Source organism: Polymorphospora sp. NPDC050346 (assembly GCF_040655695.1).
Taxonomy (GTDB): Bacteria; Actinomycetota; Actinomycetes; order Mycobacteriales; family Micromonosporaceae; genus Polymorphospora; species Polymorphospora lycopeni.
On sequence record NZ_JBFAKM010000004.1, the window covers coordinates 182540 to 201128 of the forward strand.

General features: G+C 74.2%; 12 protein-coding genes. 4 read left to right on the plus strand and 8 right to left on the minus strand.

The genetic code is table 11. The annotated features are described in order from the left end of the window. Window positions 1-46 precede the first annotated feature (46 nt). The 4 genes from AB0I42_RS06390 to AB0I42_RS06405 are packed head-to-tail and all read right to left on the minus strand — an operon-like array spanning window position 47 to window position 10542. Entirely contained in the window at window positions 47-319 is a 273-nt protein-coding gene (locus AB0I42_RS06390; RefSeq protein ID WP_357534730.1) for an acyl carrier protein, read from the minus strand. Next, the gene (locus AB0I42_RS06395) at window positions 316-3405 is read right to left on the minus strand and encodes an amino acid adenylation domain-containing protein (RefSeq protein WP_357534731.1); all 3090 of its coding nucleotides are present in this window, start codon (window positions 3403-3405) and stop codon (window positions 316-318) included. The genes AB0I42_RS06390 and AB0I42_RS06395 overlap by 4 nt, the downstream gene beginning before the upstream one ends. After that, the gene (locus tag AB0I42_RS06400) at window positions 3402-4946 is read right to left on the minus strand and encodes an AMP-binding protein (RefSeq protein ID WP_357534733.1); all 1545 of its coding nucleotides are present in this window, start codon (window positions 4944-4946) and stop codon (window positions 3402-3404) included. Before AB0I42_RS06400 ends, AB0I42_RS06395 begins: the two co-directional genes overlap by 4 nt. 1 nt (window position 4947) lies before the next feature. Further along, window positions 4948-10542 carry an amino acid adenylation domain-containing protein gene (locus AB0I42_RS06405; protein ID WP_357534734.1) on the minus strand — a complete coding sequence of 1865 codons (5595 nt, stop codon included), beginning with the start codon at window positions 10540-10542 and terminating at the stop codon, window positions 4948-4950. A 360-nt stretch (window positions 10543-10902) separates the two neighbouring features. On the opposite strand from AB0I42_RS06405, the gene AB0I42_RS06410 reads away from it, so the two are divergent. Beyond that, a complete protein-coding gene (locus tag AB0I42_RS06410; RefSeq protein ID WP_357534736.1) occupies window positions 10903-12303 on the plus strand; it encodes a condensation domain-containing protein in 1401 nt (466 codons plus the stop codon). A gap of 71 nt (window positions 12304-12374) precedes the next feature. On the opposite strand, the gene AB0I42_RS06415 is transcribed toward AB0I42_RS06410, so the two are convergent. The 4 genes from AB0I42_RS06415 to AB0I42_RS06430 are packed head-to-tail and all read right to left on the minus strand — an operon-like array spanning window position 12375 to window position 14604. Beyond that, complete coding sequence (locus AB0I42_RS06415; protein WP_357534738.1) at window positions 12375-12797, minus strand: VOC family protein; 423 nt, start codon at window positions 12795-12797, stop codon at window positions 12375-12377. A 5-nt stretch (window positions 12798-12802) separates the two neighbouring features. Beyond that, complete coding sequence (locus AB0I42_RS06420) at window positions 12803-13231, minus strand: helix-turn-helix transcriptional regulator (RefSeq protein ID WP_357534740.1); 429 nt, start codon at window positions 13229-13231, stop codon at window positions 12803-12805. A gap of 6 nt (window positions 13232-13237) precedes the next feature. Further along, window positions 13238-14092 carry an NAD-dependent protein deacetylase gene (locus AB0I42_RS06425; RefSeq protein ID WP_357534742.1) on the minus strand — a complete coding sequence of 285 codons (855 nt, stop codon included), beginning with the start codon at window positions 14090-14092 and terminating at the stop codon, window positions 13238-13240. 14 nt (window positions 14093-14106) lie between these two features. Beyond that, a complete protein-coding gene (locus AB0I42_RS06430) occupies window positions 14107-14604 on the minus strand; it encodes an Lrp/AsnC family transcriptional regulator (RefSeq protein ID WP_357534744.1) in 498 nt (165 codons plus the stop codon). Between the two features lie 110 nt (window positions 14605-14714). On the opposite strand from AB0I42_RS06430, the gene pdhA reads away from it, so the two are divergent. The 3 genes from pdhA to AB0I42_RS06445 are packed head-to-tail and all read left to right on the plus strand — an operon-like array spanning window position 14715 to window position 18441. After that, window positions 14715-15881, plus strand: coding sequence for a pyruvate dehydrogenase (acetyl-transferring) E1 component subunit alpha (gene pdhA / locus AB0I42_RS06435; protein ID WP_357534745.1), 1167 nt, complete (start codon window positions 14715-14717; stop codon window positions 15879-15881). Further along, window positions 15881-16894, plus strand: coding sequence for an alpha-ketoacid dehydrogenase subunit beta (locus tag AB0I42_RS06440; protein ID WP_357534746.1), 1014 nt, complete (start codon window positions 15881-15883; stop codon window positions 16892-16894). The genes pdhA and AB0I42_RS06440 overlap by 1 nt, the downstream gene beginning before the upstream one ends. Continuing rightward, the gene (locus AB0I42_RS06445) at window positions 16891-18441 is read left to right on the plus strand and encodes a dihydrolipoamide acetyltransferase family protein (protein WP_357534748.1); all 1551 of its coding nucleotides are present in this window, start codon (window positions 16891-16893) and stop codon (window positions 18439-18441) included. The genes AB0I42_RS06440 and AB0I42_RS06445 overlap by 4 nt, the downstream gene beginning before the upstream one ends. Window positions 18442-18589 lie beyond the last annotated feature (148 nt).

An 18589-nucleotide genomic window follows, 5' to 3' on the forward strand; every position in this document is an offset into this window, starting at 1 on the left:
TTACGGTAGCCGAGCCGGTATCGGGCCGACATCCGGCAGCCGCCCTCTACGTTAGCCGGCCCGTCGGAGGAGCCGCGGAAACCCGTTCGGCCAGATGTGCGGCGATCTCGTCGAGGCTGCCGGTGTTGCCCTGGAGATCGATCTCGACGTCGTACTCGCTCTCGATCGCATCGATCAACCGGAGTAGCCCGAGCGAGTCCAGACCCAGCGCGACCAGGGGAACGTCACCGGCCAGCGCGTCGGCGACCGACACCGCGCCGCCGGTCGCCTCGTGGACGAGTTCGGCGAGCCGCTGGTGCAGCGGGCCGGGGGCGGTCATCGACGGGCCTCCCGGACGACCTCGGCGATCTCCGCGATCGTGGGCATTTCGAAGAAGACCTCCAGTGACAATTCAACTCCCAGTCGTTGGTGGATGCGGCTGCTGATCCGGGTGATGGTCAGCGAGTGGCCGCCGAGGTCGAACAGGTCCTCGTCGAGGCCGATGTCGTCGATCTGGAGGACGTCCTGCCAGATGGTCCGGATCTCCTCGACCACCTCGTCGGCGACCGCCGCGCCGTCGTCCGGGCCGGTGTCGCCGGGCGTGCCGGCCGCCGGCTCGGTCCGCTCCCGGGCCGGCGCGGGCAGCGCGGCCCGGTCGAGCTTGCCGCTCGGGCTCAGCGGCAGCGTGTCGAGGAGGACCCAGGTCGCCGGGACCATCACCGCCGGCAGGGTCTCGGCGAGGTGGGCGCGCAGCGCGGCCGGGTCGGGCGCGGCGCCGGCCGGCACGACGTAGCCGACGAGGCGACTGTCGCCCTCGTCGCCGTCGCGCAGCGTGACCGCGCAGCCGGTGACCGCCGGGTGCTCCAGCAGCCGCGTCTCGATCTCGCCGAGTTCGACCCGGTGCCCGCGGATCTTGACCTGGTGGTCGGCGCGGCCGAGGAACTCCAGCCGCCCGTCGGTGGTCCACCGGGCCAGGTCGCCGGTGCGGTAGAGCCGCCCGTGCGGGGCGTCGTACGGGTCGGCGCGGAACCGGTCGGCGGTCAGCTCCGGCCGGCCCAGGTAGCCGTCGGCCACTCCGGCGCCGCCGAGGACCAGTTCGCCGGGTACGCCGATCGGCAGCGGACGCAGTTGGGGGTCGAGGACGTAGGCGCGGGCGTTGGCGACCGGCCGGCCGATCGTCACCTCCCGGCCCCGGGTCACCTCCTCGGTGGTGGCGTAGATCGTCGCCTCGGTGGGGCCGTACCCGTTGACCACCCGGGCGACCCGGTCGTGCAGCTCACGGGCCAGCGCGGTCGGCAGCACCTCGCCGCCGGCCAGGGCGACCAGCTCACGGTCGGCGCCACCGATGCCGGCCGCCAGCAGCACCCGCCAGCCGGACGGGGTCGCCTGCACGTTCGTCACCCCGTGCGTCTCGACCAGCCGGACGACGGCGGCCCCGTCGGCGGCGCTGACCCCGGACGCGACGACGACCCGGCCGCCGGTGGCCAGCGGCAGGAACATCTCGACCAGCGAGATGTCGAACGACATCGAGGTCAGCGCCAGCCACCGGTCGGTCGGGCGGCTGTCGAGCACGTCACCCATGGCGTACAGCAGGTTGGCCAGCGCGGCGTGCGGCACCCGTACGCCCTTGGGCCGGCCGGTCGAGCCCGAGGTGTAGAGCACGTACGCGAGGTCGGTGCCGGCCGGGTCGGCGGTCGCCGGGACGCCGGCCGGCTCCGGCAGGGTGTCGAGGTCGTCGACCGGCAGCACGTCCGGCCCGCCGGCCAGTTCCGTGGCGACGTCGGCGGTGGTGGCCGACGCGGTGGTGACGACCAGGGCGGGGGCCGCGTCGGCGAGGATCGCCGCCTGCCGGGCCGCCGGCAGGTCCGGGTCGACCGGCAGGTACGCCGCTCCGGCACGCAGTACGGCGAGCAGGGTCGCCACCGCGGTCCAGGAGCGGTGCAGCCCGACCGCGACCAGCGAACCGGGGCCGACACCACGGTCGCGCAGCACCGCCGCGAGCCGGCCGCTGACCGCCTCCAGCCCGGCGTACGTCAGCTCCCGGTCCCCGTCGACCAGGGCGATGTCGGTGGGGCGCTGCCGGACCTGCTCGGCGAACCGGGCCGGCAGGCTGTCGGCGGCGTAGTCGCGGGCGGTGCCGTTGAAGATCTCCAGCACCAGGTCGAGTTCGCGGTCGGGCAGGATGGGCAGTTCGTCGACGGCCCGGTCCGGGTCGGCGACCGCCCCGGCGATCAGGGTGCGCAGGTGGGCGCCGATCCGGGCGACCGCGTCGGTGGGGATCGCGTCCGGGCTGTGCTGCAAGCCGACGGTCAGGCCGGTGCCGCTGTCGACGACCTGCACGTGCAGCGCGTTGCGGGCGGTGCCACCGAAGATCGTCCAGTCGACGCGGCTGGCGACGCCGGTGAACGCCGGCTCGGGGGCGCGGCGCCGGTAGCCGACCGACACCGGGGTCAGCGCGGTGGCCGGGCGCAGCCCGCTGACCGCCTGCGCCAGCGGTACGTCCCGGTGCCGGTAGAGCTGGCGCAGCTCGGCGCGCAGCGCGCACGCGTACGCCCGGAAGGTGGCGTCCGGGGCCGGGGCGGGCACCGGCAGTTCGTTGACGAACAGGCCGATCTGTCCGGCGGTGTCCGGCGTACGCGTCGACAGGCCGACGCCGACCGGCAGTGCCTCGTTGCCGTAGCGGTGCAGCAGGGCGTGGACGGCGGCCAGCAGCAGTTCGAAGCGGCTGACGCCGAGGTCGGCGGCGAGCCGGGCGGTGCCGGCGACCAGGTCGGCGTCGAGGTCGAACTCGACGGTGGCGCCCGGTGCGGCGGCGACCGGCTGCCGGGTCAGGCCGGGCAGGACGACGTCGCCGGGCGGGTTCCACCGGCCCGCCCAGTAGTCGCGGGCGGCCGGCAGCGCGGCGGCGACCCGCTCCCGTTCGGCCGCAGCGTGTCCACTGTGGTCGGCGGCCGGGCCGAGGTCGGCGGGGCGGCCGGCGACGGCGGCGTCGTACGCGTGCGCGAGGTCGCGGGCCAGCACGTCCTTGGACATGCCGTCGAAGACCAGGTGGTGGGCGGTCACCAGCAGCAGGTGCCGGTCGGGGGCGCCGGTCAGCAGGGTGAACCGGGCCAGCGGCCCCCGGCGCGGGTCGAACGGGCGGTCGATCTCGGCCCGTACCCGGTCGTCGGTGAGCGGCCCGCTGCCCAGGGTGATCTTCTCGGTGGCGGGCACCAGGTGCGGCACCCCGTCGGCATCGGTCTCGACCGCGCTGCTCAGTCCCTCGTGCCGGGCGATGACGGCGGTGCAAGCCTCGGTCAGCGCCCGCTCGTCGAGCGTGCCGTCGAAGTGGATCCCGAGCGCCATGTGGTAGGCGGTGCCGGCGACGCCGGCCTGCTCGGTGAACCAGACGGCGTGTTGGGCGTACGTCGCCTCGGCGGTGGTCACGGACCCTCCTGAGTTTCGGCCTGGGTTTCGAAGCGGGTGATCAGCTCCCGTTTGACGACCTTGCCGCCCTCGTTGCGCGGCAGGTCCTCGACGACGAGCACCCGGGTGGGCAGTTGGTAGTCGGTGAGCCGGCCGGCGAGGAAGCCGCGCAGCGCGGGCAGTTCCAGGTCGGCGGGCGGGGTGTCCGGACGGGCCACCACGACGGCGGCGATGGCCGACCCGAGGACCGGGTGGGGGACCGGGACCACGGCCGCCTCGGCGACCGCCGGGTGTTCGTGCAGCGCCGCCTCGACCTCCAGGCTGGAGATCTTGAACGCCCCGGATTTGATCACGTCCTGGTGCCGGTCGGTCAGGTAGAGGTAGCCGTCGGCGTCCATCCGGCCGACGTCGCCCATCCGGACCCACTCGCCGCGGAACGTGGCCGCGCTGGCCTCGGCGTCGCGGTAGTAGGCGCGCGGGTGGTCGCAGCGCAGCCAGACGTGGCCGGTCTCGCCGGCCGGCAGCGGCTCGCCGTCGTCGTCGGCGATCATGAGGGTGCCGCCGACCGCCTTGCCCACCGCGTCCCGCCGCGCCGGGTCGAAGATCATCGTGGTCTGCGCCGGTGCGGCTTCGGTCGACGAGTAGTAGTTGACCACGGCCGCGGACGGGAACGCCGCCGACAGCCGGGCGGCGACCGCCGGTGCCAGCGCCGCCGCCGTCGACCCGATCAGGTGTACGTGCGACAGGTCGCGGCCGTCCAGCGCCCCGGAGTCGAGCAGCTCGATCGCCATCGACGGCACCAGGAACACGGTGCCGGTGCCGGGGGTGGCGATCAGCCGGGCGAACCGGCCCGGCGTGAACTGCGCCGGCGTCAACGCCGTCGGCTTGGCGGACAGCGCGTTGAACAGCATCGTCTGCGCGGCGTTGGTGCCGATCGCGAACGCGTGCAGGAAGCGCTCGGAGTGGCCGAGCGCCAGCCGGCGCGGATGGTTGGGCGCGTGCACGGTCAGGTTGGCGTGCGTCGCGCCGACCCCCTTCGGCCGCCCGGTCGTGCCCGACGTGTAGAGGATCTGCGCCAGGTCGCCCGGCCGGACCCGGTGGTCGACCACCGGCGCGTCACCGGCCGGCTCGCCGGACAGCTCCGCCACCGGGTACGCCGGCAGCCCGTCGGCGCCGTCCGGACCCGTGCCGGCGGCACCGGCGTGCAGCACGGCGGCGGCCGCGCAGTGCTCCAGGGCGTGCCGGAGCTGCCCCGGCGCCAGCCGGTCGGACAGCGGCACCGACACCGCGCCGGCCCGCTGTACCCCGCAGTACGCGACCGCGAAGTCGACCCAGTCGCGGGCGCCGAAGACCAGCCCGACCCGGTCGCCGGGACGTACGCCCCGGCGGTGCAGGGCGGCGGCGACCGCGCCGGCCGCCGACTCCCACGCCGCGAAGCTCAGCGTCGCGACGCCGTGCACCTCGATCGCCACCCGGTCGGGGTGTGCCTCGGCCCGCCAGGCGAGCAGGTCCGGCACCGTACGCGCGGCCCTGCGGGCCGGGGTGACCGTCGTGGACGCCATCTCAGCTCCCGCTCGCCACGGACACCGGCCGCCGGGCCGGGTCGTCACTGTCGTCGTCCGGCCCGACGGGGCCGTCGTCGGCCGGCTTGCGAGGTCCGGGGACCGTCCGGGCCCGCCGGGCCTCGATCCCGATCACGTCCTCCGGCGGCGCGTCCGGGACCTCGTCGTCGAAGCGGGACAGGACCCGGGTCCGCATCGAGATCACCGCGGTCACCGCGATGCCGAGCCCGAAGACCAGGTAGAGCAGGCCGATGCCGCGACCGGGGCCGACCCCGATCACCGCGCCGACGCTGCCGGCCAGCGCACCGCCGGGCAGCAGCAGCGGCTCGGCCGCCTTCGACGCCAGCGGGGCGACGATTCCCCAGCCGATCGGCATCGTGGACGAGGCCACCATCTGGTTGAGCGCGAACACCCGGCCGTGGAACCGCTGCGGCACCTTGGTCTGCACGACGGTGTTGTAGATGCCGTTGACCAGGGCGAGGGCGAAGTACATCCCGAAGGCGCCGGCCCCGATCACGACCAGCGACGGTCGCATGCCGGTCAGCACGCAGGCGGCGGCGATGGCCAGGGTGCCGATCAGCACCGCCCGCATCCGGTAGTGCCGGGGACCGCCCCAGACCAGCATCACCAGGCCGCCGCAGGCACCGCCGATCCCGCCGACGATCGCGATCCGGGCCACCTCCGCCAGGTCGGCGAAACCGAGCACCAGCGGGGAGAGCAGGAACAGCACCGGGAACAGGAAGAAGTTGAGCGTGGCGAAGAACGCCAGCATGGCGCGGAACTCGCGGCGGCGCAGCGAGTAACGCACCCCGCCGGCGATCTCGGCGGTGAGGGTCTCCCGCCGGCGCAGGGCCATGGTGCGCGGGAAGCGGATGGCGAGCAGGATCACGATCGCGAGAGCGTACGTCACCACGTCGACCACGAGGATGCCCTTGAGGCCGATCGCCTCCAGCAGGGCGACCGCCACCAGCGGCACCATGAACTGGGTCAGCCCGGTGGCCATCTGCGCGATGCCGTTGGCGTGCCCGAGGAAGCGCTTGGGCACCAGTTGCGGCACGGCCGACACGAACGCCAGCCGCTGGAACGCCAGCGTCACCGACAGCCAGCCGACCAGGACGTAGAAGTGCCAGGTCTGGGCCCGGTCGGTGAGCAGCAGCACGGCGACGGCGAGCTTGGCGACGCCGGCCGCGCAGCAGGCGAGCAGGATGACCCGGCGCCGGCTGGTCCGGTCGATCAGGGCGCCGGCGAACGGTGCGACGACCATGCCGGGCACCAGCCCGAGTACGGAGAACAGCGCGAACCGGGCCAGCGAGCCGGTCTCGATGAAGATCCACAGTGGTACGGCGAAGCTGGTCAGCGCGGTGCCGGCCATCGTGACGATCTGGCCGGCCGCGACCAGCCCGAACCGCTTCATGCTCGGCGTCGGCTCCCGGCGCTCCCTACGGCCGGCGGCCTTTCCGGCCGGCGTGGACTTCGCCGGGCCCGGGCTGCCGTCGCGGCGGGACACCTCCACCAGCCGCCACGCCGGTTCGGCACCGTCGTCGTCGGCGACGGTGGCGCTGCCCGGGGCGGCGTCGTCCGGGGTCGTCGCGACCGCGGCCGGCCCACCGTCCGGCGCCGGCCCGTCGAGCCGCCCGTCGACCGTGGTGACGATCTCGGCCAACTCATCGGCCCGGTACTTCAGGAAGTAGTGCCCGCCCTCGTCGATCGACACCAGCGCGGTCCGGTCGCTGAGGAAGTGCCACTCCCGGTAGCGTTCCTCGGCCCACTCGGTGCCCCGGTCGCGGTCGCCGACGACCGACACGATCGGCGCCCGCAGCGGCGTGACCCCGCGGTGCATCAGCGCGCTGAAGTAGTCCTCGGACACCTCGGCGTCGTGCCGCATCGCCCGGATCAGGAACGCGGCCTGGTCGGCGTCGAGCGCACCGATGTCGGCGCCCTGCGCCTGCAACCAGGTGCGGTAGATCCGGTCGCTGCGGATCCGTTCGGCGATCCGCAGCCGCATCAGCGGCCCGAGCACCCCGCCGACCGGCCGGCCGAAGGGGAAGACCCCGCCCAGGTAGATCGCGTCCAGGTCGCGGCCGGCGGCCTCGAGCAGCCGGGCCACCTCGACGGCGAGGGCGCCGCCGGGGCCGCAGTGGCCGTACAGGACCAGCGGCCCGTCGACGGTGGCCAGCACCTCGTCGGCGACCGCCCGGGCCACCTCCTCGATCGGGGCCGGCTCGTCGTCGAGCCCGATGTCGTGCCCGGGCACCGCCACCGAGTAGAGCCGGTGGCCGGCCGGCAGCGCGTCGGCGAGCGGCTGGTAGACCACCGCGCTGCCGCCGCCGTACGGCACGCAGACCAGCGACCGGACCACCTGCCCGGCCGGTACGGCGGGGGTCAGCTCGTGCAGCAGCCCGCCGGCCCGGCCGGCGTCGCCGAGGACCAGGGCGGCCAGTTCGCGTACGGTGCGGTGCTTGAACAGGTCCATGACGCTCAGCGGCCGCAGCTCGGCGCTGGTGGCCGCCGGCAGTTCCCGGCGCAGCCGCGCGACGACCTGGGTGGCCAGCAGCGAGTGCCCGCCGAGTTCGAAGAAGTCGTCGGTGACACCGACCTCGGGCAGCTTCAGGATCTCCGCCCAGGCCAGCGCGATCGTGGTCTCCACCGGTCCCTGCGGCGGCACCCGCTCGCCGGCCGGCCGGTCGTCGACCGGCTCGGGAAGCGCCCTGCGGTCGACCTTGCCGTGGTCCTGCAACGGCAACCGGTCCAGCCACACGTAGCGGGCCGGGATCATGTACTCCGGCAGCCGGTCGGCGAGCCGGCGGCGCAACTCGGCCGGCTCGACGTCGGTGCCGTCGCCGGCCCGTTCCAGGTAGCCGACCAGCCGGTCGTCGCGCAGCACCACGACCGCCTGCCCGACCCCGGCCGTGTCCCGCAGCGCCGCCTCGACCTCGCCGAGCTCGACCCGGTAGCCGCGCAGTTTGACCTGGTGGTCGCCGCGGCCGAGGAACGCCAGCCGGCCGTCCGGCAGCCACCGCCCGAGGTCGCCGGTGCGGTACATCCGGGACCCGGGCGGGCCGTACGGGTCGGCGACGAACCGCTGGGCGGTCAGGTCGGACCGGCCCAGGTAGCCGCGGGCCAGCCGGTCGCCGCCGAGGTAGATCTCCCCGGGGACGCCGATCGGGGCGGGCCGGCCGGTGCTGTCCAGCACGTACACCCGGGCGTGCGGCAGCGGCCGGCCGATCGGCACCATGCCGGGGCCGGTGTCGTCGGGCCGTACCCGGTCGGTGGTGATCCCGACGGTGGCCTCGGTCGGTCCGTAGTGGTTGAGGACGGCCGTGGGGCCGGCGGCGAGCCCGGCGGCCCACGACAGGTCGGACGCCTCGCCGCCGAGGATCAGCGCGCGGCGCGGCAGCAGCGGGCCGGGGCCGGTGTCGGCGGCCAGCGCGGCCAGGTGCGACGGCGTCATCTTGATGTAGTCGATGGCGTTGCGGGCCAGCTCGTCGGCGAGTTCGGCGCCGGTGCACCGGCGCGGCACCAGGTGTACGACCCCACCGGTCGACAGCGCCAGGTAGAACACCGTGACGCTGAAGTCGAACGACATCGACTGCAGCAGCGCGTAGCGGGCGGCCGGCGCGATGTCGAAGCGGTGGCGTACGTCGGCGAGGTAGTTGACCACCTGCCGGTGGGCGACCGCGACGCCCTTCGGCGTGCCGGTCGAGCCGGAGGTGTAGATGACGTACGCGAGGTTGTCCGGGGCCGGACCACCGTCGGGCGGCCCGTCCGGGCCGGCGTCGATCTCGGCGCCGATCCGGTCGAGGCAGACCGGTTCGGGGATCGTGCCGGGCCGGTCGGCCCGGGCCGCGGCGAGCGGCTCGAGCAGGTCGCTGCCGGTCAGCAGCAGGGACAGCCCGGCGTCGGCGAGCATGGTGGCCAGCCGGGCCGGCGGCTGCTCGGGATCCAGTGGCACGTACGCGCCACCGGCCCGCAGCACGGCGAGCAGTGCCACCGCGAGGTCGACCGACTGTTCCAGGCAGACGCCGACCAGGGTGTCCGGGCCGACGCCGCGCCCGCGCAGGTGATGGGCGAGCTTGTCGGCGCGCCGGTCCAGTTCGCGGTAGGTGATCGAGTCCGCGCCGCAGACCACCGCCGGGGCGTCCGGGGTGGCGGCCGCGTGCGTGCGGACCAGGTCGGCGAGGGTGTCGCCGGCCGGTACGGCGGCCGGCGGCGGCAGCGGGTCGGGTGCGGTGGCGAAGCCGAGCAGCCGTTCGTGCTCGGCCGGGCCGAGCAGGTCCAGGTCGACCAGCGGCCGGTCGGGCGCGGCGACCGCGGCCCGCAGCAGGTTGACGTAGTGGTCGGCGATCCGGCCGGCGGTGTCGGCGTCGAAGAGGTTGGTGTTGTAGAGGAACTCGCCGCGGATCCCGTCCGGGGTCTCGGTCAGGTAGCAGGAGACGTCGAAGCGGGCGCTGCGTACCCGGGTGTTGAACGGTTCGGCGGTCAGCCCGGCCGGCCACCGCTTGCTGCCGCGTTGGTAGTTCTGCAGGGCGAAGAGGACCTGGAAGACCGGGGTACGGCTGACGTCGCGGGTGACGTTCAGTTCCTGGACCAGCCGCTCGAACGGCACCTGCTGGCGGGTCAGCGCCTTGATCGCCGTACCCCGGGTGCGGGTGAGCAGGGTGGCGAAGCTGGGCTCGGCACCGTCGTCGGTGGACACGTCGGCGCGCAGCGCCAGCGTGTTGACGAACAGGCCGATCATGTTCTCCAGTTCGGGGACGACCCGGCCGGCGACCGGGGAGCCGATCGCGAAGTCGCGCTGTCCGGTGTAGCGGAAGAACAGCGCCTGGAGTCCGGCCAGCAGGGTCATGTAGAGCGTCGCCCGCCGGCCGCGGGCCAGCCGCTTGAGTCCGTCGGTGAGTTCGGCGTCGAGCTGGAAGTGCTGCGACCTGCCGTCGTAGCGCTGTTCGGCCGGGCGCGGCCGGTCGGTCGGCAGGTCCAGCGGCGGTACGCCGGTGAGCGCCTCGCGCCAGTAGTCGAGTTCGCCGGTGGCGGCCGGCCCGTCGGCCCGGTCGCGCTGCCAGGCGGCGTAGTCGGTGTACCGGGTCACCGGTGCGGGCGGCACCGGCTCGCCGTCGAGGCTCGCGGCGTAGTGCGCGGCGACCTCGGCGAACAGCAGGTCCTGTGACCAGCCGTCGCTGACGATGTGGTGGGTGGCGACGTGCAGGAGGTGGTCGTCGGGGCCGAGCCGGACCAGCAGGGCGCGCACCAGCGGGGCGTGCGTCAGGTCGAACGGCCGCCGGGCGGCGGCGGCCACCAGGGCCCGGCCGTGCTCCTCGTCGTCGGCGGTGACGAGCGGCAGGGGGACGCGTACCGCGTCGGCGACCTCCACCCGGGGCCGCCCGTCGGCGGTCTGGGTGAACCGCATCCGGAGGCTGTCGTGCCGGGCGGCGACCGCGTCGAACGCCTGCCGCAGCAGGTCGGGGTCGAGCGGCCCGCGCAGCCGGATCGTCGAGGGGATCACGTACGCCGGGGTGCCGGGCGCGAACTGCTCCATGAACCACAGTCGTTCCTGGCCGAACGACGGCGGCGCGGCCTCCGGTGCCACTTCGGGGATCACCCGTTCAGGTGCGGCCTCGGGACGGGTTGGTAGGTCGACACCTGTCATGCCGTTTGCCCTCATTTCGCCGGACACACCGGTGGTGTGCCGCGTGCCGGCGGCGTAGTTGATCATCATGGACGGGTCTTCCCGGTGACCCGCTTCGCAGTGTGCCTGTACTGGCACCCTGGGTGGGATCGGCCGAACGGCGCACCACATTGAACCCGAACCATCGATTCCATCCATATAGGACCGAAATTAAGGCGTCCGTCTCCCGGGCGTTACCGGAACCGGTGTTGTCGGCCCCGACCCGGCTGTGTTTCGATGTGTGGCCCGGCGATGCGACGATGCCGACGGGACAGGCGACATGAGCAGGTGAAGGTGCCGACAGACCTGGTGACGGGCGAGATCGTCCACGCGCCGTTTCGGGGGACGAGATCGGCGACCGCGGCGCTCACCTGGGGCCAACGGTCGATGTGGCGCTCCCCGGCCGACCTCGCCGGTCAGGGCATCTTCCTCCACCTGCGGCGCACCGTCAGCGTCTCGCCCCGCGCCCGCGCCGACCTCCCGGCCGTCACCGCCGCCCTCGGCACGCTGGTCGGCCGGCACGAGTCGCTGCGCACCCGGATCCGGCCCGTCGACGGCGAACCCGCCCAGGTCGCCGCCGAACACGGCCGGCTCCCGCTGCTCGTCGCCGACGGCGGCGACGACCCCGACGGCGGTGCCGGCACCGCCCGCGCCCTGATGGACCGGCTCGGGGCGACCCCGTTCGACCTCGCCGAGGAATGGCCGCTGCGGGTCGCCCTGGTCGTCGTCGACGACCGGGTACGCCACGTCGTGATCGTCTTCAGCCACGGGACCGTCGACTTCCACGGCGCCGAGATCGTCCTGCGCGACCTGCGCCAACTCCTGCTGCGCGGCACGGTGTCCACCCCCGCCGGCCTCCAGTCGATCGACATCGCCCGCCGCGAGGCCGGCCGCGAACGGCACCGCTCCGACCGCTCCGTCGCCCACTGGAGCGGCGGCTTCCGGCGGCTGCCGGCCAGCATGTTCGACCCGGTCGGGCCGGCCCTCGAACCGCCGTACCGGCAGGCTCTGCTGACCTCCGAGGCGCTCGACCTGACCACCCGGATCATCGCCGCCCGGCACCGGGTCAGCACCTCGACCGTCCTGCTCGCCGCCACCGCCGCGGTCGTCGCCGCCCGGCAGGACGCCACCACCTGCGGCGTGCTCACCATGGCCGGCAACCGCTTCCAGCCCGGCTACGGCGAGGCCGTCGCCAAGCTCAACCAGATCGGCCTGTGCGTCGTCGACCTCGCCGGCCGCCCCGACTTCACGACCCTGCTCCACCGCACCGCCGCGGCGGCGCTCGACGCCTACCGGTACGCCTACTACGACCCGCTGGCGCTCGACCGCGCCATGGCCGACCTCGGGCACGACCCCCGCACCGTGCTGGAGCCCTACTGCTATCTCAACGACATCCGGCTGCCCCGGCACCCCGGATTCGTCGGCCCGCCCCCCGACGAGGCGACCGTGCGTACGGCGACCGCCCGCACCACGATCACCTGGCTGGAGCCGCCGCCGGTGTTCCTGTGGCGGTGCCGGATGCAGGTGATCGACGTGCCCGGCGCGCTCGGGGTGGTGCTCACCGTCAACACCCGCTACCTGCCGCCGGGGCCGGCCGAGGGGTTCCTGCTCGACGTGGAACGCCTCCTGGTCGAGGCGGCCTTCCGCGACGTCCCCTGGCCCTGGTCCGCCGGGTCACGTCCGGCCGCCGCCTGACCGCGCCCCGCGGTCCGGCGTACGGCACCGGACGCCGGCGGCGGCTCGCCGCGGGCGCCCGGTCCCCGGCGTCAGGCCGCGGGCGCCGACGGCGGCTGGAGGATGCGGATCGCGTTGCCGAACGGGTCCCGCACCCCGAAGTCGGTCCCGTACGGCCGTTGCGTCGGCTCGTCGGTGATCTCCACACCCCGGTCCCGAAGCGTCTCGAACGTCTTCTGGGCGTCGTCGGTGGTGAAGCCGAGCGTTCCGCCGGTCGCACCCTTCGTCACCAGTTCGCGGACCTGGTCGGCGGTGGCCGGGTCGAGGCCGGGCGGGCCGGGCCGCTCCAGCAGGATCTGCCGGTCGGGTTCGCCGGGTACGCAGACGGTGAGCCAGCGCATGAAGCCGAGGTCCTCGTCGGTGTGCACCGTCAGGCCGAGCTTGCCGACGTAGAAGTCGAGCGCCTCGTCCTGGTCGAGTACGTAGATCTGGGAGAGTCGGATGCTGTTCAACATGCTGTTCACGCTATTGGCCTGCTGCCGGCCGGTGCTTCTCCGAAACTGCTCGGTCGCATCCACCGCCGGGTGAAGCAGGTCGGCGCGGCGGTCACGGCGGCCCGCTCCCGGTAGGCGCTCGGCGACTCGCCGACGATCTCGCGGAAGGTCCGGCTGAACGTGCCGAGGCTGCTGAAGCCGACCGCCATGCAGATGTCGGTGACGCTGCGGTCGGTTTCCCGCAGCAGCGACATCGACCGCTCGACCCGGCGGCGCTGGAGGTAGCGGTGCGGGGTCTCGCCGAACGTGGCGCGGAAGGAGCGGATGAAGTGCGCCTCGGAGACCAGGGCGATACGGGCCAGCGCCGGGATGTCCAGCGGTTCGGCGTACGACCGGTCCATCGCGTCGCGGGCGCGCAGCAACCGGCGGTTGGTCTCCTCGACGGCCCGGCCCATGCCTGATCAGACCACCCGCACCGGTCCGGCCGCCGCCGCACCCACCAGGCCGACCAGTTCGGGCAGTACGGCGCCGAGCGGCGCGTCGACCGTCAGCGTGGCGCACCCGTCGCTACGGGTCGGGCCCTGGTTGACGATCGCCACCGGGATGCCGAGCTTGTCGGCCCGGATCACGAACCGGCGGCCGGACATCACCGTCAACGACGAACCCAGCACCAGCAGCAGCCGGGCCTTCTCCACCAGTTCGAAGCAGTCCCGGACCCGGCCCGGCGGCACCGTCTCACCGAAGAACACCACGTCGGGCTTGAGCATCCCGCCGGCGCAGCCGGCACAGTCGACGGTGCGGAACCGGGCCACGTCGTCGTCGCCCAACTCGACGTCACCGTCCGGGTTGACGGCCAGCGCCTGCCCGGCGAACCCGGGGTTGGCCGCCCGCAGCCGCCGGTCGAGTTCCTCGCGCGGGCCGGCCGCGCCGCAGCCGAGGCAGACCACCCGGTCCAGGTTGCCGTGCAGTTCGACCACCGACCGGGCACCGCCGGCCTGGTGCAGCCCGTCGACGTTCTGGGTCACGATCCCGCTGAGCAGGCCGGCCCGTTCCAGGTCGGCGACCGCCCGGTGTCCGGCGTTCGGGGCGGCGCGGGCGATCGTCCGCCAGCCCAGGTGGCTGCGCGCCCAGTAGCGCCGCCGGGCGTCCGGGTCGCCGGTGAAGGTCTGGTAGGTCATCGGGGTGTGCCGGCGGGCCACCCCGCTCGGCCCCCGGTAGTCCGGGATGCCGGACTCGGTGGACAGGCCCGCCCCGCTGAGGACGACGACGTCGCCGGTCCCCACCAGCTCCGCCAGGGCGTCGATCGGTTCGTTCACGCTTCCATGCTGCCTCACGTCCACGGGGTGTCGACGCCGTCGAACTCGTCGAAGACCAGCCAGGTCGTCGTCGACAGCACGCCCGGGATGCCCTGCACCCGGCCCAGGACCAGGTCGCGCAGCGCGGCGTTGTCCGGCGCCCGGACCAGCACGAGTACGTCGTGGTCGCCGCCGAGCAGCGCGGCGTGCTCGACGTAGCGCACCCGGGCCAGCGCCGCCGACACCTCCCGCCAGGTGTTCTGCTCGATCCGCAGCGCGATGTACGCCGACGTGCCCAGCCCGGCCGGCTCCGGCGCCACCCGGGCGTGGAAGCCGGTGATCACCCCGTCGCGGACCAGCCGCTCGACCCGGGCGTACGCGTTGGTCCGCGAGATGTGCAGCCGTTCGGCGAGGGTACGGATCGACGCCCGGCCGTCGCGGACCAGCGCGTCCAGCAGGCGGCGGTCGACGTCGTCCGGCGGACGTGCCGTTCGTCCCGGTGCCGCGGTGACCTGGCTCTCATCTGCGGACATCTGGCTCATCGAGGGGGCTCCCGTCGGTCATCCGTCCCGCGTTTTCCGGCGAGGTTGAGGCAATCATCCGACAGCGTGAGCATAGGCCCACGCCGACCCAGGAGGTCCCTGTGACGACGACACGACAGGCGGTCCGCGGGACAACCCCGCGCAGCCGCCGTACGGTCAAGCGGCCCGACCCCGCCGCCGCACTGCTGCCCAGCCCCGAGCCCGTACGCCTGCTCGACGAGACCGGCGCCCTCGTCGGCCCCACCGGCGACCAGCCGGACGTCGCGAAGCTCGTCGAACTGCACCGCCGGATGGTGGTCGGCCGCCGCTTCGACATCCAGTGCACCGCGCTGACCAAGCAGGGCCGGCTCGCCGTCTACCCGTCGTCGCGCGGCCAGGAGGCCTGCCAGGTCGGAGCGGTCCTGGCGCTGCGCCCCACCGACTGGATGTTCCCCACCTACCGCGAGTCGATGGCGCTGGTCTCCCGCGACATCGACCCGGTCGAGGTGCTGACCCTGCTGCGCGGCGACTGGCACTGCGGCTACGACCCGGCCGCGCACCGCACCGCGCCGCAGTGCACCCCGCTCGCCACCCAGACCGTGCACGCCGCCGGCCTCGCGTACGGCGAGGCCCGGCAGGGCCGCGACACCGTCGCGCTGGTCTTCATCGGCGACGGCGCCACCAGCGAGGGCGACTTCCACGAGGCGGTCAACTTCGCCGCCGTCTTCAAGGCACCCGTCGTCTTCTTCGTGCAGAACAACAAGTACGCGATCAGCGTCCCGCTGTCGAAGCAGACCGCGGCCCCGTCGCTGGCCCACAAGGGCGTCGGGTACGGCGTACCCGCCGAGCAGGTCGACGGCAACGACCCGCTCGCCGTCCTGTCGGTCGTGAACGCCGCCGTCGCGCACGCCCGCGCCGGCCGCGGCCCCTACCTGGTCGAGGCGCACACCTACCGGATCGAGCCGCACACCAACGCCGACGACGCCACCCGCTACCGCACCGGCGACGAGGTCGAGACGTGGCTCGGGCGCGACCCGATCGCCCGGCTGGAGACGTACCTGCGCGGGCTCGGCGCCCTCGACGACGCCGCGGTGGCGGCCGTGCACGACCGGGCCGAGGCGTACGCCGCCGACCTGCGCACCCGGATGGCCGAGGAACCGGCCGTCGACCCGCTCAGCCTCTTCGACCACGTCTACGCCGAACCGACGCCGCAACTGCGCGAGCAGCGCGAACAGGTGCGGGCAGAACTTGCCGCCGAGGCCGAACTCGCCGGTGAGGGGGAGCGCTGATGGCGAAGCTCACCATGGCCAAGGCCCTCAACGCCGCGCTGCGCGACGCGATGGCCGACGACGAACGCGTCGTCGTCTTCGGCGAGGACGTCGGCCAGCTCGGCGGCGTCTTCCGGATCACCGACGGGCTGCTCGCCGACTTCGGCGAGGAGCGGTGCTTCGACACCCCGCTCGCCGAGGCCGGCATCGTCGGCTTCGCCGTCGGCATGGCCATGTCCGGGCTGCGGCCGGTCGTCGAGATGCAGTTCGACGCGTTCGCCTACCCGGCGTTCGAACAGATCGCCTCGCACGTCGCCAAGATCCGTAACCGGACCCGTGGCGCGCTGAGCGTCCCGATCGTCATCCGGGTCCCGTACGCCGGCGGCATCGGCGGCGTCGAACACCACTGCGACTCCAGCGAGGCGTACTACGCCCACACCCCGGGGCTGAAGGTCGTCACCCCGGCCACCGTCGCCGACGCGTACTCGCTGCTGCGCGAGGCGATCGCCGACCCGGACCCGGTCGTGTTCCTCGAACCGAAGAAGCTCTACTTCGCCAGCGCCGACGCCGACCTGCCGGTCCGCGCCGAGCCGTTCGGGACCGCCGTCGTCCGCCGGCCCGGCCGCGACGCCACCCTGATCGCGTACGGCCCGTCGCTGCCGGTCGCGCTCGAGGCCGCCGAGGCGGCGGTCGCCGAGGGCTGGGACCTCGAGGTCGTCGACTGCCGCACCCTGGTGCCGTTCGACGACGACACGGTGACCGCCTCCGTACGCCGCACCGGCCGCTGCGTCGTCATCCAGGAGGCGCAGGGCTTCGCCGGCGTCGGCGCCGAGATCGCCGCCCGGGTGCAGGAACGCTGCTTCCACTCACTGCACGCCCCGGTGCTGCGGGTCAGCGGACTCGACATCCCGTACCCGGCGCCGAAGCTGGAGCACGTCCACCTGCCCGGCGTCGACCGGGTGCTCGACGCGGTGGCCCGCCTGCAGTGGGACGACCGCCCCGACCTCCGCTGGCTGTCGGCGGTGGCGGCATGAGCCGCGTCTTCAACCTGCCGGACCTGGGAGAGGGGCTGACCGAGGCGGAGATCGTCTCGTGGCGGGTCGCCGTCGGCGACACCGTCACCGTGGACCAGATCGTCGTCGAGGTCGAGACGGCCAAGGCGGTCGTCGACGTGCCGTGCCCGTACGCCGGCCGGGTCGTCGCCCTGCACGGGACGGCGGGGGAGAGCCGCCCGGTCGGCCAGCCCCTGGTCACCATCGCCCCGCTCGACGCGGCCGGCGGATCACCGGACGCCGGACTGCCGGGCGACGGGCGGCCCGAGCCACCCGGGCACGCGGCGTACCGGGAACAGGAACGGGCCGGTTCCGGCAACGTCCTGATCGGCTACGGCACCGGCCACGCCCCGACCACCCGCCGCCGTCGCCGCGTCGGCACGCCCCCCGCCGGGTCGCGTGCCGGGGCGGGCGCCGGGTCGAGCGCCGGCTTGCGCGCCGGGTCGAGCGCTGGGCCGCGCGTGGGGTCGAGCGCCGGGTCGAGCGCCGGATCGCGCGTTGATCAAGGGGAAATCGGGGGGGATTCGTCCGTTCCCGGCCACGACTTCTCCTCGATCGACGCGGCGGGGGCTGGTGCGGCGAGGGGCGGCGCGGCTTCGGCCGGGGCTGGGGCGGGGGGCGGCGCGGCGTTGGTGATTTCGCCGCTGGTGCGGCGGCTGGCGCGGGACCGCGGCGTCGACCTGACCACGGTGCGCGGCACGGGGCCGGGTGGCATCGTCCGCCGGGCCGACGTCGAGGAGGCGTCGACCGCGGCGTCGTCTTCGACCGTGTTGGCGGCAGCCCCGTTGGCCCCGGCACCGGCGCCCGCCGTCGCGGCCGTTTCCGGGGCGGCGGAGGACGACGTGGTCGTTCCGCTGCGTGGGGTACGCAAGGCGGTCGCCGACAAGCTGTCCCGCAGCCGGCGGGAGATCCCCGACGTGACCATCTGGGTCGACGTCGACGCGACCGGCCTGCTCGACACCCGGGCGGCGATCAACGCGGCGAACCCGGAGCAGCCGGTGAGCGTACTCGCGCTGCTGGCCCGGGTCTGCCTGGCCGGGCTGCGGCGCTACCCGGACCTGAACTCGCGTGTCGACACCGGGCGTGGCGAGATCGTCCGCTCCGGCCGGGTGCACCTCGGCATCGCCGCGCAGACCGACCGTGGGCTGGTGGTGCCGGTGATCGCCGACGCCCACCGGATGACCACGACGGAACTCGCGGCCGAACTGGCGCGTACGACGGCCGACGCGCGGGCCGGCACGCTGCCGCCGGCGCGGCTGACCGGCGGCACGTTCACGCTGAACAACTACGGGGTGTTCGGTGTGGACGGCTCGACGCCGATCATCAACCACCCGGAGGCGGCGCTGCTCGGCGTCGGCCGCATCGTCGACAAGCCGTGGGTGGTCGACGGGCAGCTGGCCGTACGCAAGGTCGGCCAGCTCAGTCTCACCTTCGACCACCGGGTCTGCGACGGTGGTGTGGCCGGCGGCTTCCTACGCTTCGTCGCCGACTGCGTCGAACAACCGGCGGTCCTGATCGCGAACGTCTGACCCGGACGGGGCCGGCCCACCCGGCCCCTGATGATCGTCTGCTGTTCCGCCGTTCGACACGCCGTGCCAGAGGCAGCGGAACAGCAGACGATCACCGCGGCCGCGCCCCGCGAGACGGGGGCGCGGTGCGAGACGGGGCGGGCGTCGC